General features: G+C 63.3%; 23 protein-coding genes, 1 tRNA gene and 1 pseudogene. 14 read left to right on the top strand and 11 right to left on the bottom strand.

Annotation, left to right across the window (positions count from 1 at the left end; translation table 11 throughout):
• Positions 1 to 232: 232 nt before the first annotated feature.
• Both E0702_RS13615 and E0702_RS13610 read left to right on the top strand, forming a co-directional pair.
• Entirely contained in the window at positions 233 to 991 is a 759-nt protein-coding gene (locus E0702_RS13615) for a hypothetical protein (protein ID WP_132044730.1), read from the top strand.
• A 400-nt stretch (positions 992 to 1,391) separates the two neighbouring features.
• Positions 1,392 to 2,852, top strand: coding sequence for a sensor domain-containing diguanylate cyclase (locus E0702_RS13610; protein WP_165927532.1), 1,461 nt, complete (start codon positions 1,392 to 1,394; stop codon positions 2,850 to 2,852).
• 209 nt (positions 2,853 to 3,061) lie between these two features.
• Here E0702_RS13610 and E0702_RS21745 read toward each other — a convergent pair whose 3' ends face one another.
• The 3 genes and pseudogenes from E0702_RS21745 to E0702_RS19560 form a co-directional block, all read right to left on the bottom strand.
• Entirely contained in the window at positions 3,062 to 4,078 is a 1,017-nt protein-coding gene (locus E0702_RS21745) for a sensor domain-containing diguanylate cyclase (protein ID WP_439952337.1), read from the bottom strand.
• An 81-nt stretch (positions 4,079 to 4,159) separates the two neighbouring features.
• Positions 4,160 to 4,705, bottom strand: a pseudogene (locus E0702_RS21740) (cache domain-containing protein); the annotation flags it as partial.
• 24 nt (positions 4,706 to 4,729) lie between these two features.
• Positions 4,730 to 4,999, bottom strand: a complete 270-nt coding sequence (locus E0702_RS19560; protein WP_205741931.1) for a hypothetical protein — start codon at positions 4,997 to 4,999, stop codon at positions 4,730 to 4,732.
• A gap of 262 nt (positions 5,000 to 5,261) precedes the next feature.
• Here E0702_RS19560 and E0702_RS13600 point away from each other — a divergent pair, with 262 nt between their 5' ends.
• On the top strand, positions 5,262 to 7,838 hold the full coding sequence (locus tag E0702_RS13600) for an EAL domain-containing protein (RefSeq protein ID WP_240721759.1): 2,577 nt from the start codon (positions 5,262 to 5,264) through the stop codon (positions 7,836 to 7,838).
• Between the two features lie 214 nt (positions 7,839 to 8,052).
• Here the strand turns inward: E0702_RS13600 and E0702_RS13595 are convergent, their stop codons facing one another.
• Positions 8,053 to 8,424, bottom strand: coding sequence for a histone-like nucleoid-structuring protein, MvaT/MvaU family (locus E0702_RS13595; RefSeq protein WP_132044727.1), 372 nt, complete (start codon positions 8,422 to 8,424; stop codon positions 8,053 to 8,055).
• A 539-nt stretch (positions 8,425 to 8,963) separates the two neighbouring features.
• Positions 8,964 to 9,040: transfer RNA gene (locus tag E0702_RS13590), tRNA-Arg, on the bottom strand.
• A gap of 251 nt (positions 9,041 to 9,291) precedes the next feature.
• Between E0702_RS13590 and E0702_RS13585 the strand changes: the two genes are divergently transcribed.
• A complete protein-coding gene (locus E0702_RS13585; RefSeq protein WP_240721758.1) occupies positions 9,292 to 10,140 on the top strand; it encodes a c-type cytochrome in 849 nt (282 codons plus the stop codon).
• A 99-nt stretch (positions 10,141 to 10,239) separates the two neighbouring features.
• Here the strand turns inward: E0702_RS13585 and rep are convergent, their stop codons facing one another.
• The 4 genes from rep to pyrE form a co-directional block, all read right to left on the bottom strand.
• Complete coding sequence (gene rep, locus E0702_RS13580) at positions 10,240 to 12,303, bottom strand: DNA helicase Rep (protein WP_132044725.1); 2,064 nt, start codon at positions 12,301 to 12,303, stop codon at positions 10,240 to 10,242.
• Positions 12,300 to 12,791 (bottom strand): tRNA (uridine(34)/cytosine(34)/5-carboxymethylaminomethyluridine(34)-2'-O)-methyltransferase TrmL, encoded by a 492-nt coding sequence (trmL, locus tag E0702_RS13575; RefSeq protein WP_132044723.1) that lies wholly within the window; start codon positions 12,789 to 12,791, stop codon positions 12,300 to 12,302. Before trmL ends, rep begins: the two co-directional genes overlap by 4 nt.
• 80 nt (positions 12,792 to 12,871) lie before the next feature.
• Positions 12,872 to 13,426, bottom strand: coding sequence for a YfaZ family outer membrane protein (locus E0702_RS13570; protein ID WP_132044721.1), 555 nt, complete (start codon positions 13,424 to 13,426; stop codon positions 12,872 to 12,874).
• Positions 13,427 to 13,483: 57 nt separating this feature from the next.
• Positions 13,484 to 14,197: an orotate phosphoribosyltransferase gene (gene pyrE, locus E0702_RS13565; protein WP_132044719.1), complete on the bottom strand. Its 714-nt coding sequence runs from the start codon at positions 14,195 to 14,197 to the stop codon at positions 13,484 to 13,486.
• Between the two features lie 49 nt (positions 14,198 to 14,246).
• Here pyrE and E0702_RS13560 point away from each other — a divergent pair, with 49 nt between their 5' ends.
• Positions 14,247 to 15,014, top strand: coding sequence for an exodeoxyribonuclease III (locus E0702_RS13560; RefSeq protein WP_132044717.1), 768 nt, complete (start codon positions 14,247 to 14,249; stop codon positions 15,012 to 15,014).
• A 91-nt stretch (positions 15,015 to 15,105) separates the two neighbouring features.
• On the opposite strand, the gene rph is transcribed toward E0702_RS13560, so the two are convergent.
• Complete coding sequence (gene rph / locus E0702_RS13555) at positions 15,106 to 15,843, bottom strand: ribonuclease PH (RefSeq protein ID WP_132044715.1); 738 nt, start codon at positions 15,841 to 15,843, stop codon at positions 15,106 to 15,108.
• Between the two features lie 170 nt (positions 15,844 to 16,013).
• Here rph and E0702_RS13550 point away from each other — a divergent pair, with 170 nt between their 5' ends.
• From E0702_RS13550 to thpR, 7 genes are all read left to right on the top strand, one after another.
• A complete protein-coding gene (locus E0702_RS13550; RefSeq protein WP_132044713.1) occupies positions 16,014 to 16,877 on the top strand; it encodes a YicC/YloC family endoribonuclease in 864 nt (287 codons plus the stop codon).
• Positions 16,878 to 16,934: 57 nt separating this feature from the next.
• Positions 16,935 to 18,125 carry an MFS transporter gene (locus E0702_RS13545; protein WP_132044711.1) on the top strand — a complete coding sequence of 397 codons (1,191 nt, stop codon included), beginning with the start codon at positions 16,935 to 16,937 and terminating at the stop codon, positions 18,123 to 18,125.
• Positions 18,126 to 18,222: 97 nt separating this feature from the next.
• On the top strand, positions 18,223 to 18,837 hold the full coding sequence (gene gmk, locus E0702_RS13540) for a guanylate kinase (RefSeq protein ID WP_132044709.1): 615 nt from the start codon (positions 18,223 to 18,225) through the stop codon (positions 18,835 to 18,837).
• Positions 18,838 to 19,154: 317 nt separating this feature from the next.
• Positions 19,155 to 19,412 carry a DNA-directed RNA polymerase subunit omega gene (gene rpoZ, locus E0702_RS13535; protein ID WP_132044707.1) on the top strand — a complete coding sequence of 86 codons (258 nt, stop codon included), beginning with the start codon at positions 19,155 to 19,157 and terminating at the stop codon, positions 19,410 to 19,412.
• 66 nt (positions 19,413 to 19,478) lie between these two features.
• On the top strand, positions 19,479 to 21,617 hold the full coding sequence (locus E0702_RS13530) for a RelA/SpoT family protein (RefSeq protein ID WP_132044705.1): 2,139 nt from the start codon (positions 19,479 to 19,481) through the stop codon (positions 21,615 to 21,617).
• An 85-nt stretch (positions 21,618 to 21,702) separates the two neighbouring features.
• A complete protein-coding gene (locus tag E0702_RS13525) occupies positions 21,703 to 22,092 on the top strand; it encodes a RidA family protein (RefSeq protein ID WP_132044703.1) in 390 nt (129 codons plus the stop codon).
• 162 nt (positions 22,093 to 22,254) lie between these two features.
• Positions 22,255 to 22,773 (top strand): RNA 2',3'-cyclic phosphodiesterase, encoded by a 519-nt coding sequence (thpR, locus tag E0702_RS13520; RefSeq protein ID WP_132044701.1) that lies wholly within the window; start codon positions 22,255 to 22,257, stop codon positions 22,771 to 22,773.
• A gap of 21 nt (positions 22,774 to 22,794) precedes the next feature.
• Here the strand turns inward: thpR and E0702_RS13515 are convergent, their stop codons facing one another.
• Positions 22,795 to 23,667: an SDR family oxidoreductase gene (locus tag E0702_RS13515; protein ID WP_132044699.1), complete on the bottom strand. Its 873-nt coding sequence runs from the start codon at positions 23,665 to 23,667 to the stop codon at positions 22,795 to 22,797.
• 67 nt (positions 23,668 to 23,734) lie between these two features.
• On the opposite strand from E0702_RS13515, the gene E0702_RS13510 reads away from it, so the two are divergent.
• The gene (locus E0702_RS13510) at positions 23,735 to 24,655 is read left to right on the top strand and encodes a hydrogen peroxide-inducible genes activator (RefSeq protein ID WP_132044697.1); all 921 of its coding nucleotides are present in this window, start codon (positions 23,735 to 23,737) and stop codon (positions 24,653 to 24,655) included.
• A complete protein-coding gene (recG, locus tag E0702_RS13505) occupies positions 24,652 to 26,745 on the top strand; it encodes an ATP-dependent DNA helicase RecG (RefSeq protein WP_132044695.1) in 2,094 nt (697 codons plus the stop codon). The genes E0702_RS13510 and recG overlap by 4 nt, the downstream gene beginning before the upstream one ends.
• The last annotated feature ends 57 nt before the right edge of the window (positions 26,746 to 26,802 follow it).

Here is a 26,802-nt window from a genome sequence, read left to right as displayed (position 1 = left end):
GCCGAGGGAGATTGAATTGGCAGCTGTCGCTTGAAAATGTGTCCGCTCTGACTTGACCAGAACATATTTCAGACTTTTTTTGTGAAGGCACTCCTGACGGCAGACTCACGGAAAAAACGGCTTATACCATATTTGGCTAGTTTTTGGGGAATTGGAGATTCCAGCCAGCTTCCCTATTCGCCATGGTGTTTGTTGTACCGTGGGTATGCCACATCGCAACCAGGAGAAACCGATGAGCACGTCCAACTACCACCACTATTCCCCTTTCACAAAGAGGTACCTCAACGCTGTAAAGAAACAGCTGGGCCTGCCCAAAAATGCGCCGTTGGACTACGAGGTCATGAGGCACGTCCTTGAGGATCCGGCTATTCTTTCCTCTATCAATGCCGATATCTTCATGCTTGAGCAATTTCATGCAAAGGCCGGCCATGTGATCATCCCGTCTGCTGCCATCTCCGATAAGGTAAGCAAAGATCAGTTTACGTCAGCAAATCCTCCGTCATGGCAGTGGCCGGCCAAGGTTACTACGGTTTCCGTTCCTAATGGCCAAACTTTTGGCAGCCATAAGATTGATGGAATATTGGTAGGCTGGATGAAATCATCAGAAATTTCCCGGCAAATGAACAAAATGCTCCGCCACTACAATATTGATGAATGGTACGAGCCAGTAGAGGAAGAAGGTCACAGGCTTACTATAGCAATCAACAGCCCGATGGATGAAGACCCCATTAATCACCCCTGCATGCTGAGGTCAGCATTCACGACATCGGAAATATATGAATTCATAAACAACGACATCATGCTGCCCACTGAGCATGGAGCGGATCCACTCGCAGCAGAGGAACATGAGATCCTCCGTGAAGTATCAAATTATATAGTTTCTTTGGGTGTCTATATCTCGTCACACCCTGAGATGGTAAAATCTGGAAAGCCTACGTGGCTCAAGAATTCAATTCGAAACCCAAAGAGCGCCAAATATCTAACCATATAGAAGACCATATGGACTCAATAAATTAAAATATCGAATATAAAGCCAAAACCACCCACTGATATCGGGCCACCCAATTAATTGGGCGGCCCGATATTGCGGAAAGGACTCGCAAATGGCGGAGAATAGGTTTTACTGTTACCACATGAACTGTGTTTTTATTCACCCCTACGAAAGTCTAAATCCATGGAAGCTCACCCCGGAATAGGTTGACCACACCGATGCATGCGGCGGGTAGGGACTGCCCAGGTGACGCCTGGCAGCAAAGGAGGTGGCTTTATGACCAGCAGCACCTTGTAGTTGACCGATTGCTCAACCATGCTTGGGAGCAAGGCCCCATAACAGAGTTCCGACAATGCTTGGCCCCCCTCCCCGATCTTCGCTACCTACAGAGGTAGCAAAGGTGCCTCTTGTTGCTGACGACTGCTTGGCGGCATTGGCGCGCGGCAGCACGGCGCTGATGGCCATGGAGCACTGGGCGGATGGCGTCGATCGACTGCTGACCGAACTGGGGCCCGTCTCTGGAGCCAGCAGGGTCTGGATTCTGCAACTGGTGGAGATACAGCCCGATAGGGTGATTCAAGATTATGTTTTCGAGTGGGCCTCGTCGGAACGCTACCAGTTGCTGAACCACTATCGTTCTCGGTTCTTTGCTTCGTCACTCGATGAGGTCGAGTATCAGCAACTGGTTGAAGAGCGTCAGAGGGGATGTCGCCATAGCTTCTGCACCCCCATGCTCCCAGAGGGCCCCATCAAGCGACACCTAGAGAGCCAGGCGACTCTCTCGATGGCCAGTGTTCCCATCTTCGTGGACGGCCGCTGGTGGGGGACACTGGGGATTGATGACTGTGACCGTTCCGTCAACTGGGAGGGCCCAGGCCTCGACCTGCTGGAGACGGCAGCCCAGATGGTTGCCGCGGCTCTTTACCGCTATCAATTGAACCACCGATCGCGCCAGGTCGAACTTTTCCATAAGGTCGCCGATTGCGGCGTCTGGGAGGTCAGCCTTCGCAATGGGCGCGTATGGTGCTCCCAGGGCCTAAAGGTGGCATTGGGCTATCCCGAGACCTCTCCCCGAATGCCGCTGCGGCGTTTGGCGAATCGCTTACACCCAACGGACCGCGCAGTGATCTGGTCATGGCTCCGGGAGTCGCGTAACGCTCCTACTCCAGTCCAGTTTCGTCTCGATGTGCGCGTTCGTCTTGTCGACGATGCGTGGTCCTGGTATGAGGTCATCGCCGAGGTACAGCACAACGATCAGGGAGAGCCAGTGGCACTGGCCGGGGTGCTGGTCGATATCGGCAAACGTAAGCAAGAAGAAGAGCAAGCACAGGCTGCTTCAGAGCGGGATGCGCTGACCGGTGCACTCAACCGACGCGGCCTAGACCGGCAAATGAGCGAGCACCCCGCCACATTTCCTCGACATCTGATCTTGTTCGATATTGATCACTTCAAACAGATCAATGACACCCACGGTCACTTGGTTGGAGATGCTTTGCTGTCTCAGTTAGTAGACCGTCTTCAGCATGAACTGCGGCCCGAGGATTGCTTAGTGAGGCTGGGGGGCGAAGAATTCGCTGTTCTTGCGACCGGCATGCAAAACGAACAGGCCATGTCACTGGCCGAGCGCCTTCGTCGTTGTGTCGCTGATACGCCTTTCTGCATTGAAGTCGCGGGAGTTTCAAGGCCAGTGTCAGTCAACATGACAATCAGCCTTGGTGTTGCACACCAGGCTAGCGATGAGTTCGAGGCTCTCGCACAATTGATGGCAGAGGCAGACCAGGCCTTGTACGCCGCTAAACATACCGGGCGCAACTGTGTCGCTGCTGCCGAGAGCAAGGCAATCTACGAGTTGGGTAGCTGAGAGAGCCCGCAGATGCACGCATCAGTGCAAGGGGGGGTGGCGTCACGATTTAGATCAAGGCATGATACAAAGGTGCTAATGTTCAGCAAGCTTGCCCTTGCGTAGGCATTTGCACTGCGCCTCCGGCCAAGAGGCGCTTCCCTGAACTGAGTATGATCCTGCTTGCCCCTAGTGACTGCCCCGTCACTAGGGGCGTTTTTCGTATGGGGTCAGGCCTCTTCCCACTGCACGCGGTTGCGCCCCCTCTCCTTTGCGGCGTAGAGCCCATGGTCGGCGCGCTTGATGGCCGGTTTCAGGGTGGTCTCCCCGGCACATACCAGTGTCACGCCCAGTGAGGCGGTGTAGGCCAAAGTACCGTCTTCCGTGGTGTCCTGGGCGACCTGTAGGGCCTGCTCGCGGTGGGTATCGGGCAGCAGCACGGCAAACTCCTCACCGCCCATGCGGCACAGCACATCACCATCACGCAGCACCTGGCCGGCCAGCCTGGCGAAGGCCTGCAGCACCACATCGCCCACATCGTGGCCATAGGTGTCGTTGATGCGCTTGAAGTGGTCTAGGTCGATGGCGATCAGCGACAGCGGCGTCCCGCTGCGAGCGGCGCGGGCGATCTCCATGGCCGCCTGCCCTTCCAGGTAGCGGCGGTTGCCCAGGCCGGTGAGCGGATCGGTGAGCGCCTGCTTCTCCAGTCGCGTCTCCAGCGCCTTGCGCTCGCTGAGATCGAACACCGTGGCCCGGGAATACTGGAAGCCGTCCTCGGTCACATGCGCGGTGGCCTGTATCGCCACCGGCAGGCGAGTGCCATCACGGCACAGCAGCTCGCACTCCGCGCTGCCCTCCTGGCCCTCGCCCAGCACCTGGTGGAAGGCGGCATCGAAGGCCGCTCGGGTTTCTGGGGTGACGAAGTCGCGGTAGTGGCGTTGGTCGATCACCTCGTCGGCGCGATAGCCCAACCACTCCAACTCGGTGCGGTTCATCCTGATCACACGGCCGTCGCTGTCCAGCGAGTGGTAGCCACAGGGCGCATGCTGGTAGAGGTCCTGCACCTCGCCGGCGTATTGGCGGGCCTCACGGGAGAACAGCAGCGCCCGTTGCCTGAGCCCGCGTAGGCGGTGATTGCTGAGCACCCAGAACACTCCGAATGCCACTGACAACAGGTAAACCAGGACGATGGCCAGCAGCTGTGCCGGACTCTCCTGAAGCAGTCCCCACAGGCTGGGACGAGGCATCAGGATGCCGAGCTTCCAGGGCTGGGCCTCCGCCTCGCTTACGATCATGCCCGCCTGGCTGCGGTAGTGATGGGTCCGAATGTCATGGCTGCGGAAGGCGAGCAAGTGCTCGTCCAGTGTAACGGTGCCCTGATTGCGGGTAGTCAGGGTGGTCCAGGCAGATTCCCAACGCGCATCCAGCGGCTGGCCGAAGCGCTCTTCTTGTACCTCCGCGTCGGGCAATAGCCATTTCCCCTGGGCATCCACCAGCAAGGCCTGGCCCAGGCTCTCCTCACGGGTGTGAGGCAGCGATGCGGTGATGCGCGTCCAGTCGAGGGTGAACAGCAGCACGCCGAGGCGCTGACCACGCCCATCGAAGATCGGCGTGGCGATATCGATGACCGCCGTCACAGGCGCATCGTCCGAACCGGACGCTCCCAACCGCGGCGCCGACACCACGAGGTCGCGTGCCTGCAGGGTCATGGCGTTCTGAAACGTAGGCGACCCGGCGTGATGAACCACCGGCGGGCGTGGCAGGTCCGCTGTCGTGGCGGCGAGCCACTCCAGGCCCTGTGCGTCGATCACGGCCAGCCGGGTATAGCGCCCGAAGTGGGTCAGCAGGGTGGAGAACAGCGCCTCGACCTGCTGCCAGTCTTGCTGTGCCGCGGGCCCCTACTCCGGGGGGCGAGGGGTGGTTCGCCGGATCAGGAATTGCCTCAGCAGCGGAAACTCCGCGGTGGCCAACACCTGGTTGAAGCTCTCGTTCATACCCTGTAGCAGCATGTCGTATTCGGCGCCGAGCAGTGCTTCGGCGGAGTGACTCGTGCTGTCCACTTGCTCATCGAGGTGAGAAGCGAGGATCGGAGTCAGCGTCAGGGTGACCAGTCCCAGCGGGACGACAATGGCCACCACTAAGCGAGTCCAGAGGGGGATGGTGCTCAAGGGCAAAACCTCGGGTCAGGTCAGCCGCAATCCGTGCAGGCAACGAGTTCAAAAGGTCAGGAGTAGGACGTAAAGGGCCTGCTCACCGGGTGCGCAGTATCCAGTAAACGCTGCGTAGCGTCATCCCGGTATGTCCCAGAGCCGGCACAGCGCGGAAGTATTGTCCATTTGGACAAGTTCGGCCACTATCCTCCCCTGGAGGGCGGTAGGTCATGAGCACTGGCATTTACCCCCAGGATGCATGCGGCATGGAGCGGTTGAAGTGCTTAATGAACTGGCGCTGATGGAGGCGCAGCAGGAAGTCCACGAACGGATTGCACAGCAAGTCCCTCTAGAGGAAACCATCGACGCCATCGCGCGCTGGATCGAGGTGCTATTGCCGGATGCTGTCCCCGCCTTCATGCGCTTCGATGCCAGGCGTCAGACGCTCAGCCTGATCCCTAACCAGCGCTTCTCAAAGGACTATGAAGCGTGTCTCCAGGCGGTACCCATCGGCCCCAATGCAGGCTCTTTCGGCAGCGCGGCCTTCTGCCGTGAACCGGTGGTCACTGAGGATATTCGCACTGACCCGCGCTGGGCACCGTTTCGCGATGCCGCCGAACGTGAGGGGCTGAGGGCCTGCTGGTCGAACCCCGTGCTGACCGCCGAAGGCGAGCTGCTGGGCACCTTCGGGATCTACTTCCGTGACCCCAATCACCCGACCGAGGCGGGTCGCCGCCGCATGCGACAGGCCTCGGCACTGGTGGCCCTGGCGATCCTGCGTGACCGCGATGCCAGCAACCACCGTGCCCTGGCGGAATGGCACCGCTCCCTGTTCGTGAACCACCCCGATGGGGTCTACGAGTTTGATCTGGAGGGGCGCTTCCAGCGGGGCAACGCGGCACTGACGCGTATCACGGGGCACCCCGAAGAAGCACTGATTGGCCGGCACTTCAACGAGTTCATCGAGCCTGAGTACCGCGAGCTGACCCAGGCCGGATTCGATATCGCCCGCCAGGGCGGGTCGCACCAATACGAAACGATGGGCACCCACCGCGATGGCCACTCCTATCGGCTGGAGATCCTCAACTTCCCGGTCTCGGTGGAGGACGAAGTGGTGGGAGTCTACGGCGTCTGCCGTGACATCACCGCCCGCAAGCAGGAGGAAGAGGATCGCCTTTTACTGGAGCGCGGTATCCAGGCCACCCCCAATGGGGTGGTCATGGCCGATGCCACCCAGCCCGACATGCCGCTGGTGTATGCCAACGAGGCTTTCTACCGACTCACCGGCTACACGCCCCTGGAGGTGCTGGGCCATAACTGTCGCTTCCTGCAGGGGCCCGACACTGACCCCGAGGCCCTCGCCGCCATTCGCCGGGCGATCAGCGAGCGACGGTCTACAGAGGTCCCTCTGCGTAATTACCACAAGGACGGCACGCCCTTCTGGAACCACCTCTCACTGAGCCCGGTGTTTGATGCTGATGGGGTCTGCACCCACTACATCGGTATCCAGCAGGACATCACCCGGCAGCGTGAGCAAGAAGCACAGCTCGCCCACCAGGCGACCCATGACCTGCTCACCGGCCTGCCCAACCGCACTGCCTTCGATGAGCATCTTCAGGCGGCCTTCGCGCAGGCTCAGAAGGATCAGGGGCTGTTGGTGGTGATGCACCTCGACCTGGACGGCTTCAAGGCCGTCAACGACGGCCTGGGCTACCACATCGGCAACCAGTTGTTGGTGGCGGTCAGCGACCGGCTGCGCCAGGTGATGAATGGTGACGCGAGCCTGGCTCGTATGACCGGCGATGAATTCGCCCTGCTGTTTCGCAACCTCGATGGTCGTCAGGCCGGGGTCGACATGGCCGAGTACGTGCTGAGCGCCCTGTCTCGCCCGTTCTTGATCGAGGACCGTGCCCTGCATATCAGTGCCAGCATCGGCATCGCCTGCAACTGTGAGAGCGTGGCGTATGCCTACGAGCTGATGCAGCGTGCCGACCTGGCAGTGACCGATGCCAAGCAACAGGGGCGCAACACCTGGCACTGGTATGAAGGCGACCAGCATCGCGGTACCGAAGAGGCGGTGGTACTACGACACGACCTGCACACGGCATTGCAGGAAGACCAGTTCGAACTCTACTACCAACCCATCGTGGAGGCAGTGAATGGGCGCATCCGTGGGTTGGAAGCGCTGATTCGCTGGCACCACCCCGAGCGCGGCATGATCTCGCCTGGGGTGTTCATCCCACTGGCGGAGCAGACCGGTCAGATCATCCCCCTGGGACGCTGGATCCTGCGCCGCGCCTGCCAGGATGCTGCGGCCATGCGCGCCGAAGACGGGCTGGTGGTGCCGGTCGCGGTGAACATCTCTTCGTTGCAGTTTCGCCGTGAAGGGTTCCTGGCCGACGTTCAGGAGGCCCTGGACGATGCTGGCTTGCCACCCGAGCTGCTGGAGCTGGAGGTCACCGAGAGTGTGTTGCTCGACGGCGCCGAGCAGGCCATCACGCTGATCAACGAGCTTAAGGCGATGGGGATCCGGGTCGCGCTGGACGACTTCGGTACGGGTTTCTCCAGCCTCAGCTACCTGCGTGACTTGCCGATCCATAAGGTGAAACTCGACCGTGCCTTCATCCAGGATATCGGCACCAACCGTAGCAACGCCGCCATCGTGCAGGGGATCATCACAATGGCTCACCACCTGGACCTGACAGTGGTTGCCGAAGGCATCGAAGAGCGGGAGCAGCAGCAGGACCTTATCCGCCGCAACTGCGACCTGCTGCAGGGGTTCTACTTCGCCAGGCCGATGCCTCGGGAGGCCATCATGGAGTTGCCGGGGCAGCTGCCTTCCACTGTGGAGGTATGAGGTCACCCTAAAGGTTCTCCGCTTCCACCTGGCCAACTATGGCCTGCCACTCCGGCTAGCGCGTCATGTACCGAAAGCCTAAGTTTCCTGTTGGTGGCATGTAACCATGCAGAAAAGGCAAGGGTTTGAAAGCAACTATTGAAAGCCCGCCGAGAGCGGCCTCGATCGAAAGCATACCTGCCTACCTATACTTTGGTGGGCAGGTATGAATTATTTATTCTTCGGTTCTTACCAGCCACCCTTCAACAGTCTCGGAACCGTGCTCATCTTTCCAGTGCTTCAGCGTCTTCTGGTTACCGCCGCGGGTCTCAACGACCTCACCAGTATTCGGGTTCTTGTAGATCTTCAACTTGCGCTTGGCGCGGCCCGAGCCCTTGCCGGTAACGCTCGAACCAGCCACCTGCTTGGGGTCCAGCAACTTGATGACGTCAGCAGCAGATTTGTCAAACTCCCGCATCAAGGTCTCGAGGTGGTTCTTGAAGTCCAGCTCGATCTTGAGGCGATCATCATTCTTCAGTCTGTCTAGCTCTTCCTGAAGCTGCTTGAGCTGTTGTTCTTTCTGAATATAGGTATTGAGTAGGGACATTGGCGCTCCTGACTTCATTTTGGTGAAGGGTTTAATATGAACTCGAGCCTAAGAGGTTTCGACACAATTATTATAGCTTACATCATGCCTTACGCCTAAAGAAGTCGTGTCAATCAGGTGCTGGCAAGGAGTGCCTGCTTTCCATGCATTGGTAATACCGGAACTATGACTGTGGCTCGGCACGGGAAGGAGGGGAGTGGATAAAAATGGTCGTCTTGGCATTTCTAGCCGATTTTCTGTTACTGATCGTCGGCGCCGTGGATCTGGTGGAAGGCGAACCACCTCTGGCCATCGCGTTGATATCTCACCGCTGAATTTTGGGCCTCAAGGTGGCGGTCTTCTGCACCAACTCACCAGAGCTCGCAGCCATCCTATAGGCAGCTTCGCTCTGTGACCAAAGCTGTGACCCGCAAGGGCCAACAGTCAACAATAGAAAACTAATATATTCTGTATTTCGTAAAAGGTGGCCACAGTGTGGTCACAGGATGGTCACAGACACCAAAAAGGGCCTACAGCATCGCTGTAAGCCCTTGAATTCGTGGCGCGCCCGGCAGGATTCGAACCTGCGACCTTTGGCTTCGGAGGCCAACACTCTATCCAACTGAGCTACGGGCGCCTTGCTCGACGACATGGCGGCGAGCGGTCGACATCCTAACCGCCAGGCAGGCCACTGTCCAGCGCAAGGCGTCACGAACGCTTCCATCGCGCTCCGGCATGGAGGACGCTGCCATTTTCCTGGCGCCAGGGTTGCCGGTATACTGTCGGCAATGACTGCATGATGGCATCTCCTCGGCTGCGTTGCCGATACCGTTCCCGCCGGGCGCTGCCACGAACAACTTCCTAAAGGACCGTGAAGAGGTGGTGAGAGTGAAATCCAGCAAGCTGATCATGGGGTGTCTGCTCACCCTGGGCCTGACCGCCAGCGCCGGCACTGCCCTGGCGCAGGACGACGCTGAACGAGAGGCCATCGCCGAGCGCCTGAAGCCGGTGGGCGAGCTTTGTGTCCAGGGCGAAGACTGCGGTACGGCCAGTGCCAGTGCCGGCGGTGCCAGTAACAGTGCCTCCAGCGGCGGCGATATCGATGGCGCCAGCATCTACAACAGTGTCTGCATGGCTTGTCACGAGACGGGTGCTGCGGGCGCGCCGGTTCGCGGTGACGAGGCAGCGTGGGGCGACCGTGTAGAGAAGGGCTTCGCCACTCTGCTCGACCACGCCATCAATGGCTTCAATGCCATGCCGGCCCGCGGCGGCAACCCCAACCTCTCCGACGACGAGATGCAGGCCGCCGTGGCCCATCTGGTCGAGCCGGTAATGGATGTACCGCAGCTTGGCGGCGGTGACGAGGCGGCGACCGAAGCGCCGACAGAGGAGACTGCTGCACAGGAGGCACCCGCCGAAGAAGCGTCAGCCGATGACACCGCTACCGATGACGCCGCAGCCGACAATACAGCCACCGACGTCGCCGCCACCGACCTGCCCGGCGCCGACAAGATCGGTACCTGTGTGGCCTGTCACGGCCAGGACGGTCACGGCACCGCGCCGATGTATCCAAACCTCGCGGGCCAGAATGTCGCCTATCTGGAAAATGCCCTGAAGGCCTATCGCGACGGTCAGCGCCAGGGTGGCATGTCGGCGGTCATGACTCCGATGGCGGCATCCCTGTCTGATGAGGACATCACGGACATCGCCAACTACTACAATCAGCAGCCACGCTAAGTCCCTGTCTAAGCCCCTGTGCCGACACCACTTTGGAGTGGCATGCTCCCGTCCGAATGGTGTCGGCCAGCAGGAACTTTCCGGCTACGCACTTCATGGCTAGTCGAGTAGCGAGCGCAGCCCGGCAATAGCACTCTGCCCCCGAGCCTGCTTCTTCTCCGGATCCTCGCGGTCCGGACGCCCCTCCCACTCCAGATCCGCCTCGGGCAGCTCGTCGAGGAAGCGACTGGGTGCGCAGTCCATCAGCTCTCCGTAGGTCTTGCGCTGTCGGGCCAAGGTCAGGGTCAGGGTACGCCGCGCCCGAGTGATGCCCACATAGGCCAGGCGCCGCTCCTCCTCCACGGTGCCCGCCTCGATGGCATTGCGGTGGGGCAGCAGCTCCTCCTCCAGCCCCATCAGATAGACATGCGGGAACTCGAGGCCCTTGGAGGCGTGCATGGTCAGCAGCTGAACACGGTCGGAATCATCCTCCTCGGCCTGCTGCTCGAGAATATCCCGCAGCACCAGCCGCGAGATGGCTGCCTCCACGCTGTCGGTTTCGGTCTCCTCGGAGGCCGTACTCTCCTCCGGGTCGGCCTCCATCGACTTCTCCAGCTGGTCGATCAGGATCCAGACATTGGCCATGCGCCGTTCAGCGATGGTCGGGGCGCTGGCGTTCTGATAGAGCCAGGCCTCGTAATCCATCTCGTGCAGCATGTCGCGAATGGCGGCGATGGCATCGCCGCCATCCATGCGTCGCCGCACGCCGTCGATGAAATGGGTAAACCGCCCCAGACGCTCGACCGCCCTGACCGGCAGCTGCTCGGCCAGGCCCAGCTCATGGCAGGCGGCGAACAGGGCGATGCCTCGCTCATTGGCATAGTTGGCCAACTTCTCCAGGGTACCGGGGCCGATCTCGCGGCGCGGCACATTCACGATGCGCAGGAAGGCGTTGTCATCGGCCGGGTTGATCAGCAGTCGCAGGTAGGCCATGGCATCCTTGATCTCGTTGCGCGAGAAGAAGGAGGTGCCCCCGGAGAGCTTGTAGGGAATCTGATAGTGCTGCAGCTTGAGTTCCAGCAGCCGGGCCTGGAAGTTGCCGCGATAGAGCACGGCGAAATCCCGCCACTCGGCGCGCTCCTTGAGGCGCCGGGTGAGGATCTCGCTGGCCACGCGATCCGCCTCGGCCTCTTCGTGGCGGTTGACCACCACCCGGATCGGCGCGCCCTCGCCCATGTCCGACCACAGGGTCTTCTCGTAGACATGGGGGTTGTTGCTGATCAGGGTGTTGGCCGCCCGCAGGATGGTGCCGGTGGAGCGATAGTTCTGCTCGAGCTTGATCACGTCCAGGCGCGGAAAGTCCTCGCCCAGGGTCACCAGGTTCTCGGGGCGCGCCCCACGCCAGGCGTAGATTGACTGATCATCATCGCCCACCACGGTGAAGGTGGCGCGCTCGGCCATCAGCAGCTTGACCAGCTGGTACTGGCTGACGTTGGTGTCCTGATACTCATCCACCAGCATGTAGTGAATGCGCTTGCGCCAGCGTGCCAAGGCCTCGGGGTCGTCGCGCAGCAACACCACCGGCAGCAGGATCAGGTCGTCGAAGTCCACCGCGTTATAGGCCTTGAGGTGTCGGTTGTAAGCCTCATAGACCCGCGCAGCGAACAGCTCATCCTCATCGGCGGCATGCGAGAGCGCCTGGCCCGGCAGTATCAGGTCGTTCTTCCACTCGGAGATGCGGTGCTGCACGGCATTGATCTGATCGGCGTCGACCTGGGCATCCTTGTGCATCAGGTCGCGCAGCAGCGCCTTGGCATCCTCTGGGTCGAACAGCGAGAAGCCGGGACGATAGCCCAGCGCCTTGAGCTCGCGGCGGATGATATTGAGCCCCAGGGTATGGAAGGTGGAGACGGTCAACCCGTGCCCCTCCTTGCCCTTGAGCATTCCTCCCACCCGCTCCTTCATCTCCCGGGCGGCCTTGTTGGTGAAGGTTACCGCGGCAATGCGTCGGGCACTCATGCCGCACACCTGGATCAGATAGGCGATCTTGGTGGTGATCACGCTGGTCTTGCCGGAACCGGCACCCGCCAGCACCAGGCAGGGGCCGTCGATATAGCGCACCGCCTCCTGTTGCCGGGGATTGAGGCCGGCGAGACGCTGCTGGATGGTTCTGGGGGCACTCAAGGGTCGAGCCTCGTGGTATCTATACTTGCCGCACCGCCGAAACCCAATTGCCGCCAGGCTTCATAGACCAGCACCGCACAGGCATTGGAGAGATTGAGACTACGGCTGTCGGGCCGCATGGGGATGCGCAGCCGCTGCGCCTCGGGCAGGGCATCGAGCATCTCCTGAGGCAAGCCACGGGTCTCGGGACCAAACACCAGGGCGTCACCGGCCCGGTAGTCGGACTCATGGTAGCCACGCCGCCCACGCGTCGATACCGCAAAGACCCGCATCGGCTTGGCAGACTCAAGGTAGGCCTGCCAATCAGGGTGCACGCCTACCGCTGCCCACTCATGATAATCGAGACCGGCGCGACGCAGGCGCTTGTCATCGAGTTCGAACCCCAGTGGCTCGATCAGATGCAGGCGAAAGCCGGTATTGGCGCACAGTCGGATCAGGTTTCCGGTATTGGGCGGAATCTCGGGCTGGAACAGAACGACATCGAGCATGGTGTATCCGCTGTGAGGTGCGGTGGAATGCAGGCGGGCCCCATGATGGGGCCCGCCTGCATTCCACCGCAGAAAGACCGTCAGAAGCGCAGGCGTACGCCGACCTGAGCGCCGCGGTCCAGGGTACGGCTGCCACGATCGTCGTCAAAGTCGGCATCCAGCTGACGCAGCCCAAGATAGCCATCCACATTGGGAGTAAAGGCGTAGCGGGCACGTAGACCGACCTCATAGCCCTTGTCCAGCTCGCTGGTCGTCACGACATCGGGTGTATAGAAGCCGTAACCGCCCAGCGAAACCGCAGGCAGATTGGGCAGATAGACGTAACCATAGCCACCGAGCCCCAGGCCGCCACCATCACCGGACCTGGCATCGTAGTGCGTCCAGCGGGCACCGATGCCCACTTCACGCTGCGAGGTGTGCTGGGTCCCCATCAACTGGGCGTGATAGATGGTGGCGTCCTGGCGATAGTCGCTGTCAAGCACGCCCCCACCGAGCCGAATGCCTTCCACAATCTCACCGGCCGCCTCGAACTGAACAGCGTCGGCGCCCAGGTTCAGGTCGAGCTCGCTGGCGCCAGCACAGCCCACGTATCCCAGCAGCACCAGGCCGACCAGTCGCCAAGAATTCGATGTCATCGGGAACCCTCACCTTATACGGACCGCAAAATCTGTACACACTGTGTACAGTATAGCTTAATCTGCCGCCACTCCATAGCGGGCACGATAGTCGCGGATGGCATCGGCGTGGCCGCGCAGCGTCTCGCCACTCTGTTCTTCAAGATAGGCCAGCACCATGTCCAGCGTCACGATACTGATCACCGGCATGCCGTAGCGAGCTTCGACCTCCTGAATGGCACTCTTCTCGCCCTGGCCACGCTCCTGACGGTCCAGGGCGATTACCACACCAGCGGCGTTGGCACCGGCCTGCTCGATCAGCGCCATCACCTCGCCGATGGCGGTGCCGGCAGTGATCACATCGTCGATGATCAGGACACGCCCCGTGAGCTCGGCGCCAACGATACTGCCGCCCTCGCCGTGGGCCTTGGCCTCCTTGCGATTGAAGGCGTAAGGCAGGTCGCGGTCATGGTGATCGGCCAGCGCCACGGCGGTGGCGGCGGCCAGGGGGATGCCCTTGTAGGCGGGACCGAAGAGCACGTCGAACCGCGGGGCACGCTCGGCGATCGCGTGGGCGTAGAAGCGACCCAGGCGGGCCAGGGCGGCGCCGCTGCGGAAGAGGCCGGCGTTGAAGAAGTAGGGACTGACACGGCCGGACTTGAGGGTGAACTCGCCGAAGCGCAACACGCCCTGCTCGATGGCAAATTCGATGAACTCACGCTGGTAGGGCTGCAGCTGCTGATCCGCCACGGGGCCTCCTATCACATTTATTGGCCTTGGCCATTTACCCATACGTCGAAACGTCGGGTATCATACACGCGCGACGGAAAAGGGACCACGTATGAAAATAGCAACCATCAACGTCAACGGCATCCGCGAAGCGGTCGGTCGCGGGTTTCTCGACTGGCTGGCCAACCAGGACGCCGATGTCGTCTGCGTTCAGAACCTCAAGGCCAAGAGCTTCGAGCTGGATGACAGTATCCTCTATCCGGAAGGCTACGAGGGCTACTTCCTCGACGCCGAGCAGGACGGCTTCTCCGGAGTCGGGCTCTACTGCCGCAAGATTCCCAAGGCGATCATGTACGGACTGGGCTTTCCCCAGTGCGACCATGAGGCACGCTTCCTGCAGGCCGACTATGACCGTTTCAGCATCGCCAGTTTTTTGATGCCCGACGGCAGCGACCCGGCCGCCAAGCAGACCTTCATGGCACAGTATCAGGAGTACCTCAGCAAGATGGCTCGCAAGCGCCGCGAGTACATCATCTGTGGCACCTGGCACATCGCCCACAAGACCATCGACCTGGAGAACTGGGCCGATAACCAGAGCACGCCCGGCTTTACCCCCGAGGAGCGTGCCTGGATGGATCAGGTGTTCGGCCCCACCGGCTTTATCGACACCTTCCGTGAGATCAACCGTGACGCCGGTGAGTACACCTGGTGGCCCAAGCCCGACCAGGAGGTGCCGCGCTCTCGCCAGGAGGGCTGGCGCATCGACTATCAGGTGGTGGGACCCAACTTCCGCCGCCATGTGGTGGATGCCTGGATCGACTACGACGCCACCTTCTCGGAGTACGCGCCGCTGATCGTCGAGTACGACCTGCCGCTCTAGGCGCCTCCCTCCGTCGCCGTTCCGGTCTGTCGGAACGCAGAGTGCCGGCCAGTGATGGCCGGCACTCTGCATTAGCAGGAGGCCTGCAGGATCAGCGCGGAATGCCCAGCGACTCACGCTGGTGGTCGAACAGCTGCACGCCGGCATTCTCGGCCAGCTCGAGCATGGCATTGAGCTCGGCGCGACTGAAGCTATCCTTCTCGGCGGTGCCCTGTACCTCGATCAGGCTGCCCCCTTCGGTCATCACCACATTCATGTCGGTATCGGCACCGCTATCCTCGGGGTAGTCCAGGTCCACCACCGGCACGCCCTTGAAGATGCCCACCGACACCGAGCTGACCAGTTGCTTGAAGGGGTCTCCCTTGATCAGCTTGTTGCGTTGCAGGTAACGAATCGCATCCACCAGCGCCACGCAGCCGCCGGTGATGGAAGCGGTACGCGTGCCGCCATCGGCCTGGATCACGTCGCAGTCCACGGTGATGGTGAATTCGCCCAGCTTCTTGAGATTGACCGCGGCACGCAGCGAACGACCGATCAGCCGCTGGATCTCCAGGGTGCGGCCGCCCTGCTTGCCGCGGGTCGCCTCGCGTCCACCGCGGGTATGGGTGGCCCGGGGCAGCATGCCGTACTCGGCGGTGACCCAGCCCTGGCCCTTGCCGCGCAGCCAGCGCGGCACGCCGGGCTCGACGCTGGCGTTGCACAGCACCTTGGTATCGCCGAACTCCACCAGCACCGAGCCCTCGGCATGACGGGTGTAGTCGCGGGTCAGGCGGATCTCGCGGGGCTGCTCGGGCGCGCGCCCGCTGGGGCGTCGAAAGTCGTTGGCCATGATACCTCGTGATCGATAGGGGTTGAGGAGACGTTGGATTGTTTCGGCTGGCGACATTCTACACGCTTGGCCCGACGCTGCCGGCGAATCGGGTACACTGCGGCCTGTTCACGAGGCATGACCCGCTCTTCTCACCCTTCATCTCACACCAGTCACCCCGGGAGCCCACCATGGTGCACAGCATGACCGCCTTCGCCCGTCAGGAGCACACCGCCGCCTGGGGCAGCCTGCAGCTCGAACTGCGTTCGGTGAACCAGCGCTATCTCGAACCCCACTTCCGCCTGCCGGAGAGCCTTCGCGACCTGGAGCCCGCCTTCCGCGATGCGCTGCGTGCCCGCCTGGCGCGGGGCAAGGTCGAGGTCAGCCTGCGCTTCGAGGCCGCCGGTGACGGCGCCGGGCTCGCCATCAACCCGACACGGCTCGCCGAGCTCGGCCGCGCCCTGGGCGAGGTGCGCCAGGTGGTGACGGAGGCCACTCCGCCCGACGCCCTGGCCCTGCTCGACTACCCCGGGGTGCTGGAGAACCGCGGCCCCGATCCGGAAACGGTCAAGAGCGCCGCCCTGGCACTGTTCGAGCGCGCCCTGGACGACCTGCTCGCCGGCCGCGCCCGGGAGGGGGAGAAACTCGCCGAGCTGATCCGCGAACGGCTCACCGGCATCGAGTCTCAGGTAGCCGAGGTGCGTGGACTGATGCCTCGGATCCTCGAGCGCCAGCGTTCCCAGCTGCTCGAGCGCCTGGAGACGGTAATGGCCGAGCTCGACCCCCAGCGCCTGGAGGCGGAGCTTACCCTGCTGGCCCAGAAGGCCGACGTCGACGAGGAGCTCGATCGTCTGGCGACCCATGTCGCCGAGGTGAAGCGCCAGCTCGACCAGAAGGGCCCGGTGGGCCGCCGCCTCGACTTCCTGATGCAGGAGCTCAACCGCGAGGCCAATACCCTGTCGTCGAAGTCGGTGGTGGCCAATACCACCCGCTGCGCCGTGGAGCTCAAGGTGCTGATCGAGCAGATCCGCGAGCAGGTGCAGAACATCGAATAGCAAGACCTGCCCTCCCTGCCACCCAGTGGGGGGCGCCCTACCCATCATGGAGACATCATGTCCGCATCTTCACCCGCCGCGGCTCGCCATCCGCGCCTGGCCGAGCTCGCCCTGGCCCTCGGCGGCTTCGGCATCGGTACCAGCGAATTCGTGATCATGGGCCTGATGGAGCGGGTGGCCGCCAACCTCGAGGTGGCCACCGCCGATGTCGGCTACGCCATCTCCGCCTATGCCCTGGGCGTGGTGGTGGGCGCGCCGCTGATCTCGGCACTGGCCGCACGCGTGCCTCGTCGCACGCTGCTGATCCTCCTGATGCTGGTATTTGCCCTGGGCAACGTGGCCAGCGCCCTGACCACCACCTTCTGGCCCTTCGTCGCCCTGCGCTTTGTCGCCGGACTGCCCCACGGTGCCTTCTTTGGCGTGGCCGCCCTGGTTGCGGCGGCGGCGGTACCCGTCGATCAACGCGCTCGCGCCATCGGCCGGGTGATGTTGGGGTTGAGCGTTGCCATCGTGATTGGCGCTCCCTTGGCCACCTGGGCCGGCCAGTGGCTGGGGTGGCGCTTCGCCTTCCACGCCGTGGGCGGTGTGGCCCTGGCCACCATGCTGATGATTTGGCTGTTCGTTCCGGTCCAGCCCGGCGATCGTAACGCGAGTCCACGCCGCGAACTCGGCGCCCTGGTCAGTCAGCGGGTCCTCGCTACCCTGGCCGTCGCCGCCATCGGCTTCGGCGGGATGTTCGCGGTATTCAGCTACGTGGTGCCGACCCTGCGCGATCAGGCGGGCATGCCCGAAGCCCTGGGCCCCTGGGTGCTGGCCATCTTCGGTATTGGCGGCATCATCGGCAACCTGGTCGGTGCCAGGCTTGCCGACCGCCACCCCGTCGGCGCAATCCCTTGCATCCTGCTGTGGAGCCTGACGATACAGCTGGGGTTCTATGTCGCCGCCAACCATCTGGTGACGGGGCTGCTGTTCGTTGGCCTGGTGGGGACCGGCATCGCCCTGGGGCCGGCGCTGCAGTCGCGGCTGATGGATGTGGCCGGTGAGGCGCAGACCATGGCTGCCTCCATGAATCATGCCGCCTTCAACGGCGCCAACGCCCTCGGGGCCTGGCTGGGCGGCATCACCGTCAAGACCGGCGCCGCCTGGTCGGCCACCGGGCTGGTGGGTGCCGGCCTGGCGTTGGGCGGCCTGATGATCTTCGTCCTGGGGCGCCAGCTGGAGCGGCGGCGTCCCGCCCCCTCCGGCTAGCCGGATGCAGGCCTCACATGGGTATGCGATACTTCGCCCCCTTCCACTATCGGCCTCATCCCGGTCCCCGGACCACCTATCCAACCCGGAGATGCGCATGTCGCAAGGTACGCTGTTCGTTGTTTCCGCTCCTTCCGGCGCTGGCAAGACCAGCCTGGTGCGCGAACTGGTCGAAAGTCTCGACGGTATCCAGGTATCGATCTCACACACCACACGGGCCCGGCGCGAAGGCGAGGTGGATGGAGTCAACTACCACTTCGTCGAGGTGACCGAGTTCGAGGCGATGATCGAGCGTGGCGAGTTCTTCGAATACGCTCGGGTGTTCGACAACTACTACGGCACCTCGCGGCCCGCGGTACAGGCGGCATTGGCCGCAGGCCAGGACGTGATCCTGGAGATCGACTGGCAAGGTGCCCGCCAGGTCCGCCAGCAGCTCCCCGAGGCGGTATCGGTATTTATCCTGCCTCCCTCACGGGAAGAGCTGGAGCGTCGACTCTCCGGACGGGGCACCGATGAACACGCGGTGATCGAACGGCGCATGCGTGACGCGGTGAGCGAGATGTCCCACCACGACGAGTATGACTACCTGGTGATCAATGACGACTTCACCACCGCCCTGGCCGAACTGCGCGCCCTGGTGGTGTCTCATCGCCTGACCCGCCAGCGCGCCGGCGCCACCCATGCCCCCCTGCTGCAGGCGCTTCTTGCCTGAAGGCCGCGTGCGTGGCTATCGCAGTTATCAGGTTGATAGTGAAAGACGCCGGGGACAGGTCGGAGAGGGGGTCCGAGGACCAAGGATGGCCGAGGTAGCTTACAAGGAAGTACTCGTAGCGCCCCCTCGAAGGCCTGTCGCCGGAACAGTCTTGAGCGCTGCAGCCATCTGCAATAGCCCTGGGGCCGCGTCTGTGGCGCTTGTCAGCGCTGCCGGGCGTCGAGTAACCTATTGGGTCTACCCATAGCGGACACCCGTCCACGCGCCCACCGCGTGTTTGATGTCGGGGGTCCCGTCAGCTCTTCAGGAAGGCACCCATGGCGCGAGTCACAGTCGAAGATTGTCTGGAAAACGTCGAAAACCGCTTTAAGCTGGTGATGATCTCCACCCACCGCGCCCGCCAGCTGGCCCGCGGCTCCCGCGACGCCCAGCTGCCGTGGGACAACGACAAGCCTACCGTCATGGCCCTGCGCGAGATCGCCGCCGGCCTGGTCGACTCCAGCGTGCTCGACGAGCCCATCGAGGCCCTGGTGCGTCCGCCCCAGCCACAGTACGGTAGCTTCACCGAGGAGTGATCCCCCGACGGTGCCAAGGCGCCGTCCTCCCCTTTCGGACACTCACCCAGGAGTCAGGCGCGACGCATGTTCACCATCGATGACCTGGCCGATCGTCTCGGCGGCTATCTTCCCCAGAGCGAGATCCAACAGGTCAAGCGCGCCTTCTACTATGCCGAGCAGGCCCACGATGGCCAGCGTCGACGCTCCGGCGAAGCCTACGTTACCCACCCGCTGGCGGTCGCCAACATCCTCGCCAACATGCATATGGATCATCAGAGCCTGATGGCGGCCATGCTGCATGATGTGATCGAGGATACCGGCGTCGACAAGGAGGCCCTGGCCCAGCAGTTCGGTGCCCCGGTTGCCGAGCTGGTGGATGGCGTCTCCAAGCTGACCCAGATCGCCTTCGAAGACAAGGCGGTGGCCCAGGCGGAGAACTTCCAGAAGATGGTGCTGGCGATGTCCCGGGATATCCGGGTGATCATCGTCAAGCTCGCCGACCGCCTGCACAACATGCGAACCCTCGGTGCCCTGCGTCCCGAGAAGAAACGGCGCATCGCCCGCGAGACCCTGGAGATCTACGCTCGTATCGCCAACCGACTGGGCATCAACACCATCCGCGTGGAACTCGAGGATCTCTCCTTTCACGCCCTGCACCCGATGCGCGCCGAGCGCATCAAGCGCGCCGTCTCCAGCGCCCGGGGACACCGCCGTTCGGCGATTCGCCAGATACAGAGTACCCTTCAGCAGAGCCTCGACGATGGGGGGCTGCCCAGCACGGTGGTCGGACGTCAGAAGCACCTGCTGTCGATCTATCGCAAGATGCGCGATCAGCGCAAGTCGTTCAACGAGATCATGGACGTCTTCGGCTTCCGCATCCTCACCGAGGATGTCGACAGCTGTTATCGCATCCTCGGCTTGGTGCACAACCTCTACAAGCCGGTGCCCGGGCGCTTCAAGGACTATATCGCCATCCCCAAGGCCAACGGCTACCAGAGCCTGCATACCACCCTGTTCGGCGCCGGCGGGATGCCCATCGAGGTGCAGATTCGCACCCGCGAGATGGAGGCCATGGCCAACAACGGTGTCGCCGCCCACTGGCTCTACAAGGCGGGTCAAACCGACCATCCCATCGCCGAAGGCAGTCATGCTCGGGCACGGTCCTGGATCAAGGGGCTGCTCGAGATGCAGCGCCACGCCGGAGATTCGCTGGAGTTTATCGAGCACGTCAAGAACGACCTGTTCCCCGACGATATCTACGTGTTCACGCCCAAGGGCGATATCATGGAGCTCCCACAGGGCGCCACGGTGATCGACTTTGCCTACAGCGTGCACACCGATATCGGCAACAGCACGATTGCCTGTCGCATCGATCGTCACCTGGCCCCGCTCTCGACCCGCCTGGAGAGCGGCCAGACCCTGGAGATCATCACGGCCCCCGGGGCGCGCCCCAACCTCAGCTGGCTCAACTTCGTGATTACCGCCAAGGCTCGTTCGGCAATTCGTCACGCCCTGAAGCACCAGCAGCACACCGAGGCGGTACAGCTTGGCCGCCGCCTGCTCAACAAGGCCCTCGGCGAGTTCGAAACCAGCCTGGAAGAACTGCCCGAAGGCCTGCTGCCTGGTCTGCGGGGAGAGCTGGGGCTGAAGAATGAGGACGCTTTGCTGGAGTCGATCGGTCTTGGCTCGCGAGTGGCCCATGTCATCGCGCGACGCCTGATGGACCTTCAACATGGCGCGTCAACCCTTCACGATAGTGCTCAGCGCACACGCCAGCATGGGCCTATCTTGATCAGCGGCGCCGAGGGCATGATCATCAAGTTCGCTCGCTGCTGCCATCCGCTGCCCGGCGATCCGGTGATGGGTCACATTTCAGTCGGCAAGGGCATCGTGGTGCACCGCGTCGAGTGTCGAAACCTGGCCGAGCTCAAGACCGACCCAGAGAAGCTCTTTCCCCTGGAGTGGGACGAGACCATCGATGAGGATTTTCCGGTGGCACTGCGTCTCGAGGTGCAGAACCATCGCGGGCTGGTCGCCGAACTCGCCGGGATCGTCACCGATGCGGATGCCAATGTTGAACGCATTGGCATCGAGGAGCGCGACGCCCGCCTGGCCACGCTCAACCTGACCCTGGCGGTGCGTGACCGTATCCATCTGGCGCGCATCATCAAGCGACTACGTAACCTTTCACACGTCGAGCGCATCAGCCGTCTCGGCAACTGAACCCTTCCCAAACGGCCCGGTTGCGTCCCCAGGGGCGAGCGGGCCATTTTTGATCGACAACAATCCATCCATGAAGGAGTACAGCATGAGCAACAAGGCCGTGATCAACACCGAGAAAGCTCCCGCCGCTATCGGCCCCTACTCCCAGGCCATCAAGGCCGGCAACACCGTCTACCTCTCCGGTCAGATCCCCCTCGATCCGGCGACCATGGAGCTGGTCTCCGACGACTTCGAGGCTCAGGCCCGCCAGGTCTTCACCAACCTGCGCGCCGTCTGCGAGGAGGCCGCCGGCTCCCTCCAGGATATCGTCAAGCTCAACCTCTACCTGGTCGACCTGGGGCAGTTTGCGGTCGTCAACGCCATGATGGAGGAGTTCTTCGAGAAGCCCTATCCGGCGCGCGCCGCCATCGGCGTCAAGGCGCTGCCCAAGGGCGCGCAGTTCGAGGCGGAAGGGGTAATGGTCATCGGCGACTAACAGAAAAGGCGGATTCGCTACTGCGCTCGAGATCCTGGCCGCCGGCGGTGCTCGCTCTCCTCATGTAGCAGACTACACTCCGGGAGCTGCGCTCCGGCGGCGACCAGCCTCTCATCGCTCGTAACGCGACTCCATCCTTTTCTAAAGTGCTGGACAATCGACTTGAGACTGTTCCTTGCCCTGGAGCCGCCCGACGATCTGCGCGAGCGGCTCGCTACGCTGGCTGATCTGGCCCAGACACACTGTGGCGGTCGGCGGGTGCCGGACGCGAGCCTGCACCTGACGCTGGCGTTTCTCGGCGAGGTCGACGAGGCCCGCCTTCCGGCGCTTGTCGAGTGGGTGAGTGGCCAGACCCCGATAGGGGGCGTCTGGCAACTGGATCGCTGGGGCAGCTTCCGGCGGCCTGGCATCGTATGGGTCGGGGGAAGAACGCCCGATCCGGCGCTCGGCGCGCTGCAGGCGGGCCTCTGGGACGGTCTGCAAGCCCTGGGACTGGGCGTACGCCCGGCGCGCTTCGTCCCCCACGTTACCCTGCTGCGACGAGCCGCGTGGACGGCCATCGAATCCCTCGGGGCGCAGACGCCGGTCGCGCTCGACTGGCGGTGGCAACGCCTGACGCTGCTGCGCTCCTACACCGAGCAGGATGGGGCGCGCTACGAGGCCCTGGCCCACTCGGCCTGAGAGAGCCGGAAGGGCCCGCCCTCAGGCCTTCTCGGGCAGGAAACCTCCCTCCCTGAGCACCTGAGCATAGCCCTCGCGGAAGCTGGGATACTGAAACGTATAGCCACTCTCCAGTAGCCGGGTGTTGCTGCAGCGCTTGCTGGCACGGCGACGCAGCGGCGACTGGATGGTCTCGGTAGCCTCCACCTTGAGCTGTTTCGCCAGCCAGGCCATGACATCGTGGAGGGGAGCCGGCTCACTGTCGGTCGCCAGATAAAGTTCATCGACAGCTTCGCCGGCGAGTACCCGACCGACCAGGTGTGCCAGCACACCGGCACAGTCATCGCGATGAATACGATTGGTATACATGGCGGGGCTCGCCGGGGCGATGCGCCCCTCGCTGACCTGGCGAATCAGACGGTCGCGGCCAGGCCCATAGATCCCCGAGAAACGCACCACCGTGCCGGGCAGGTCGTGCGCGAGGAGTGCCCGCTCGGCCTCGCACATCAGCTGGCCGGAGAAACCGGTGGGCTCAGTGGGGCTGGTCTCATCCACGCTCTCGCCATCGCGCTGGGCGTAGACGCTGGTGGAAGAGATAAAGAAAACATGCCGCGGCACCTTCTCGCGTGCACCGAACTCCGCCAGGGTGGCCCGTAGCCCCTCGGGGTAAGCGGCACGATAGGCGGCCTCCTCGAAGCGGTCGGCGCTGGCTACATAGACCAGGATATCCGCGTCCGGCAGGCCAGCCAGGCTGGCGGGATCGGCGAGGTCGGCGGACGCCGCCTCCAGGCCCGCCTCCTTCAGCGATTCGACTCGGCGGCGTACGCCAATCGCGTGCAGACCTTGCGCCTGCAGGCGCTGGCCCAGTGCCGTGCCGATGTCCCCGCAGCCCAGAATCAATGTCGTTGTCTTCACCTTTGCCTCGCCCCCTGATAGAAAGGTCCTATTGGAAATCCACAAGGATGCCCGCTAGGCAACCCTCATGACTCTAACAGAACTCCGCTATATCGTGACACTGGCCCAGGAGCGCCACTTTGGTCGTGCCGCCGAGCGCTGTTTCGTCTCCCAACCGACCCTGTCGGTGGCGGTGAAGAAGCTCGAAGAGGAGCTCGGCATCCCGCTCTTCGAGCGCTCCAAGTCCACGGTGCAGGTCACACCGCTCGGCGAGAGGATCGTCGAACAGGCCCAGCGGGTGCTGGAACAGACCAGCGTGATCAAGGAGCTCGCCACCGCAGGCCGCGACCAGCTGGCAAGCCCGTTGCGCATCGGCGCCATCTACACCATCGGCCCCTACCTCCTTCCTCATCTGGTACCGGAGCTTGCCCGCAGCGCCCCCCAGATGCCGCTGTATATCGAGGAGGGCTTCACCGGTAGCCTGCGCCGCAAGCTGCGCAGCGGGGAGCTGGATGCCATCATCGTGGCACTGCCCTTTACCGAGACCGATGTACTGACCAAGGCACTCTATGAAGAGGAGTTCGAGGTGCTGGTCCCGGCGGACCACGCCTGGGCCCGCCGGGACAGCGTGCACAAGGAGGAGCTGCTCAATGAGCGCCTGCTGCTGCTCGGCGAGGGCCACTGCTTCCGTGACCAGATTCTCGAGGCCTGCCCGGCCATCAGCCAGAAGCTCGCAAGCCCCAGCAATACGCTGACCGCCGAGGGGGGGTCGCTGGAAACCATTCGCCATATGGTCGCTTCCAAGCTCGGCATCACGGTGCTGCCCCACTCGGCCATTGGTACCGTCCACTATGAGAGCGGCCTGCTCGAGAGCATACCGTTCGCGGCCCCTGCCCCGGGGCGAACCGTCGCCATCGCCTGGCGCGCCAGCTTCCCCAGGCCCAGGGCGATCGACGCCATCACCGAGGCCGTCGCTCGCTGCCGCCAGGCCGACACCGCCAAGACATGAGCGCCGAAAACTCGCCCCTCGACGCACCCGTCACTTCGCTCAAGGGAGTCGGCGAGGCGCTGGCTCTGAAGCTGTCCCGACTGCGCATCGACAGCGTGGCCGACCTGCTCTTCCACCTGCCGCTGCGCTATCAGGACCGCACCCACATAACCCCCATCGGCACCCTGCGCGCCGGCCATGAAGCGGTGGTCGAGGGCGAGGTGATTGCCGCCGAGGTCGTGCGGGGCCGGCGCCGCAGCCTGCTGGTGCGCCTGCGCGACGGTAGCGGCCTGCTCAGCCTGCGCTTCTTCCACTTCTCGCCGGCGCAGCAGCAGCAGTTCCAGCCCGGTAGCCGGGTGCGCGGCTTCGGTGAGGCGCGTGCCGGTGCCACCGGACTCGAGCTCTACCACCCCGAGTATCGCCTGCTCAAGGCCGATGCGCCGCCGGTGGAAGACCACCTCACCCCGATCTACCCCACTACCGAGGGGTTGCACCAGACCCGCCTGCGCGCCTTGATCGAGCAGGCCCTGGAGCGGCTCGATGACGCACCCGAGGCGCTGCCCGACTGGATCACCGCGGATCTGCGCCAACGCTTCCGGCTGCCCGAGCTGCATCGCTGTCTGCATGTGCTGCACCAGCCACCGCCGGAGATCGACCCCGAACAGCTGGCCGGCGGCCACCACCCGGCAACTCGTCGGTTGGCACTGGAGGAGCTGCTCGCTCACCGCCTCAGCCTGCAGACGGTGCGCCTGCGCATCCAGGAGGATGGTGCCCCCCCCCTGCCCTCGGGCCGTGGGCTGCAGGCCCGCTTCCTGACTCAGCTGCCCTTTTCTCTGACCGCTGCCCAGCGCCGCGTGCTCGACGAGATCGGTGCCGACCTGGCCCGGGACGTGCCCATGCTGCGGCTGGTGCAGGGCGATGTGGGTTCCGGCAAGACCGTGGTGGCCGCCATGGCGGCCCTGGCCGCCATCGCCGGAGGGTGTCAGGCGGCGATGATGGCACCCACCGAGATCCTGGCAGAGCAGCACTATCGCGCCTTTCGGGCCTGGTTTACCCCACTGGGCATCGACGTCGCCTGGCTGGCCGGCAAGCTCAAGGGCAAGGCACGCCTCGACACCAAGGCGGCGATCCAGGACGGCCGCGCCCAGATGGTGGTGGGCACCCATGCGCTGTTCCAGGGCGATGTGCACTTTCAGCGCCTGGGCCTGGCGATCGTCGACGAGCAGCACCGCTTCGGCGTCCATCAGCGCCTGGCGCTGCGTGAGAAGGGCGAGGCTGGTGGCCTTACCCCACATCAGCTGGTCATGACCGCCACGCCGATCCCGCGCACCCTGGCGATGAGTGCCTATGCCGACCTGGATGCCTCGGTGATCGACGAGCTGCCCCCGGGCCGTACTCCGGTCAGAACCGTGGCGATGCCCGATGAGCGACGTCCCGAGGTCGTCGAGCGCATTCGTCATGCCTGCGCCGAAGGGCGTCAGGCCTACTGGGTCTGCACCCTGATCGAGGAGTCGGAGGTACTGGAGTGCCAGGCCGCCGAGGCGACCCGGGACGAGCTGGTGGAGGCGCTGCCGGAACTCGCCATCGGCCTGGTACACGGCCGCATGAAGGCCCCCGAGAAGGCTACGGTGATGGAAGCCTTCAAGGCCGGGGAGCTGGATCTACTGGTCGCCACTACGGTAATCGAGGTGGGGGTCGATGTACCCAACGCCAGCCTGATGATCATCGAGAACCCCGAGCGCCTGGGCCTCTCACAGCTGCACCAGCTGCGTGGCCGAGTCGGCCGCGGTGCCACCCAGAGCTTCTGCGTGCTGCTCTACCATCCGCCGCTGTCGGCCCACTCCAAGGAGCGTCTGGCGGTAATGCGCGAGACCAGCGACGGCTTTCGCATCGCCGAGAAGGATCTGGAGCTGCGCGGTCCCGGCGAGGTGCTGGGCACCCGCCAGACGGGGCTGGCCCAGATGAAGATCGCCGACCTGGAGCGCGACGCCGACCTCCTCGACCGAGTCGCGCCGCTGGCCGAGGCGCTGATGGCCAGCCACCCCGAGGCCAGCCAGCCGCTGATCCGGCGCTGGCTGGGTGAGGAGGCTGGGCGCTACGGGCAGGTGTAACGCCGTAAGCCAGCATGTCGACCCCCAAGCCTAGCGGCAAGGGGGGTTCTTAAAACT

Origin of the sequence: Halomonas marinisediminis (assembly GCF_004347715.1) — a bacterium.
GTDB classification, from domain to species: domain Bacteria; phylum Pseudomonadota; class Gammaproteobacteria; order Pseudomonadales; family Halomonadaceae; genus Halomonas; species Halomonas icarae.
Note: the sequence above shows the minus strand (reverse complement) of the source record. Positions and strands in the feature narration are given on the sequence as shown.

Excerpts from the sequence above, each read along its gene's own strand:
- E0702_RS13615 (WP_132044730.1), top strand. The coding sequence starts at position 233 with ATGAGCACGTCCAACTACCACCACTATTCCCCTTTCACAAAGAGGTAC.
- E0702_RS21745 (WP_439952337.1), bottom strand. The coding sequence starts at position 4,078 with ATGCCTCGTCCCAGCCTGTGGGGACTGCTTCAGGAGAGTCCGGCACAG.
- E0702_RS13595 (WP_132044727.1), bottom strand. The coding sequence starts at position 8,424 with ATGTCCCTACTCAATACCTATATTCAGAAAGAACAACAGCTCAAGCAG.
- trmL (WP_132044723.1), bottom strand. The coding sequence starts at position 12,791 with ATGCTCGATGTCGTTCTGTTCCAGCCCGAGATTCCGCCCAATACCGGA.
- E0702_RS13570 (WP_132044721.1), bottom strand. The coding sequence starts at position 13,426 with ATGACATCGAATTCTTGGCGACTGGTCGGCCTGGTGCTGCTGGGATAC.
- pyrE (WP_132044719.1), bottom strand. The coding sequence starts at position 14,197 with ATGGGTAAATGGCCAAGGCCAATAAATGTGATAGGAGGCCCCGTGGCG.
- E0702_RS13560 (WP_132044717.1), top strand. The coding sequence starts at position 14,247 with ATGAAAATAGCAACCATCAACGTCAACGGCATCCGCGAAGCGGTCGGT.
- rph (WP_132044715.1), bottom strand. The coding sequence starts at position 15,843 with ATGGCCAACGACTTTCGACGCCCCAGCGGGCGCGCGCCCGAGCAGCCC.
- E0702_RS13550 (WP_132044713.1), top strand. The coding sequence starts at position 16,014 with ATGGTGCACAGCATGACCGCCTTCGCCCGTCAGGAGCACACCGCCGCC.
- E0702_RS13545 (WP_132044711.1), top strand. The coding sequence starts at position 16,935 with ATGTCCGCATCTTCACCCGCCGCGGCTCGCCATCCGCGCCTGGCCGAG.
- gmk (WP_132044709.1), top strand. The coding sequence starts at position 18,223 with ATGTCGCAAGGTACGCTGTTCGTTGTTTCCGCTCCTTCCGGCGCTGGC.
- rpoZ (WP_132044707.1), top strand. The coding sequence starts at position 19,155 with ATGGCGCGAGTCACAGTCGAAGATTGTCTGGAAAACGTCGAAAACCGC.
- E0702_RS13530 (WP_132044705.1), top strand. The coding sequence starts at position 19,479 with ATGTTCACCATCGATGACCTGGCCGATCGTCTCGGCGGCTATCTTCCC.
- E0702_RS13525 (WP_132044703.1), top strand. The coding sequence starts at position 21,703 with ATGAGCAACAAGGCCGTGATCAACACCGAGAAAGCTCCCGCCGCTATC.
- E0702_RS13510 (WP_132044697.1), top strand. The coding sequence starts at position 23,735 with ATGACTCTAACAGAACTCCGCTATATCGTGACACTGGCCCAGGAGCGC.
- recG (WP_132044695.1), top strand. The coding sequence starts at position 24,652 with ATGAGCGCCGAAAACTCGCCCCTCGACGCACCCGTCACTTCGCTCAAG.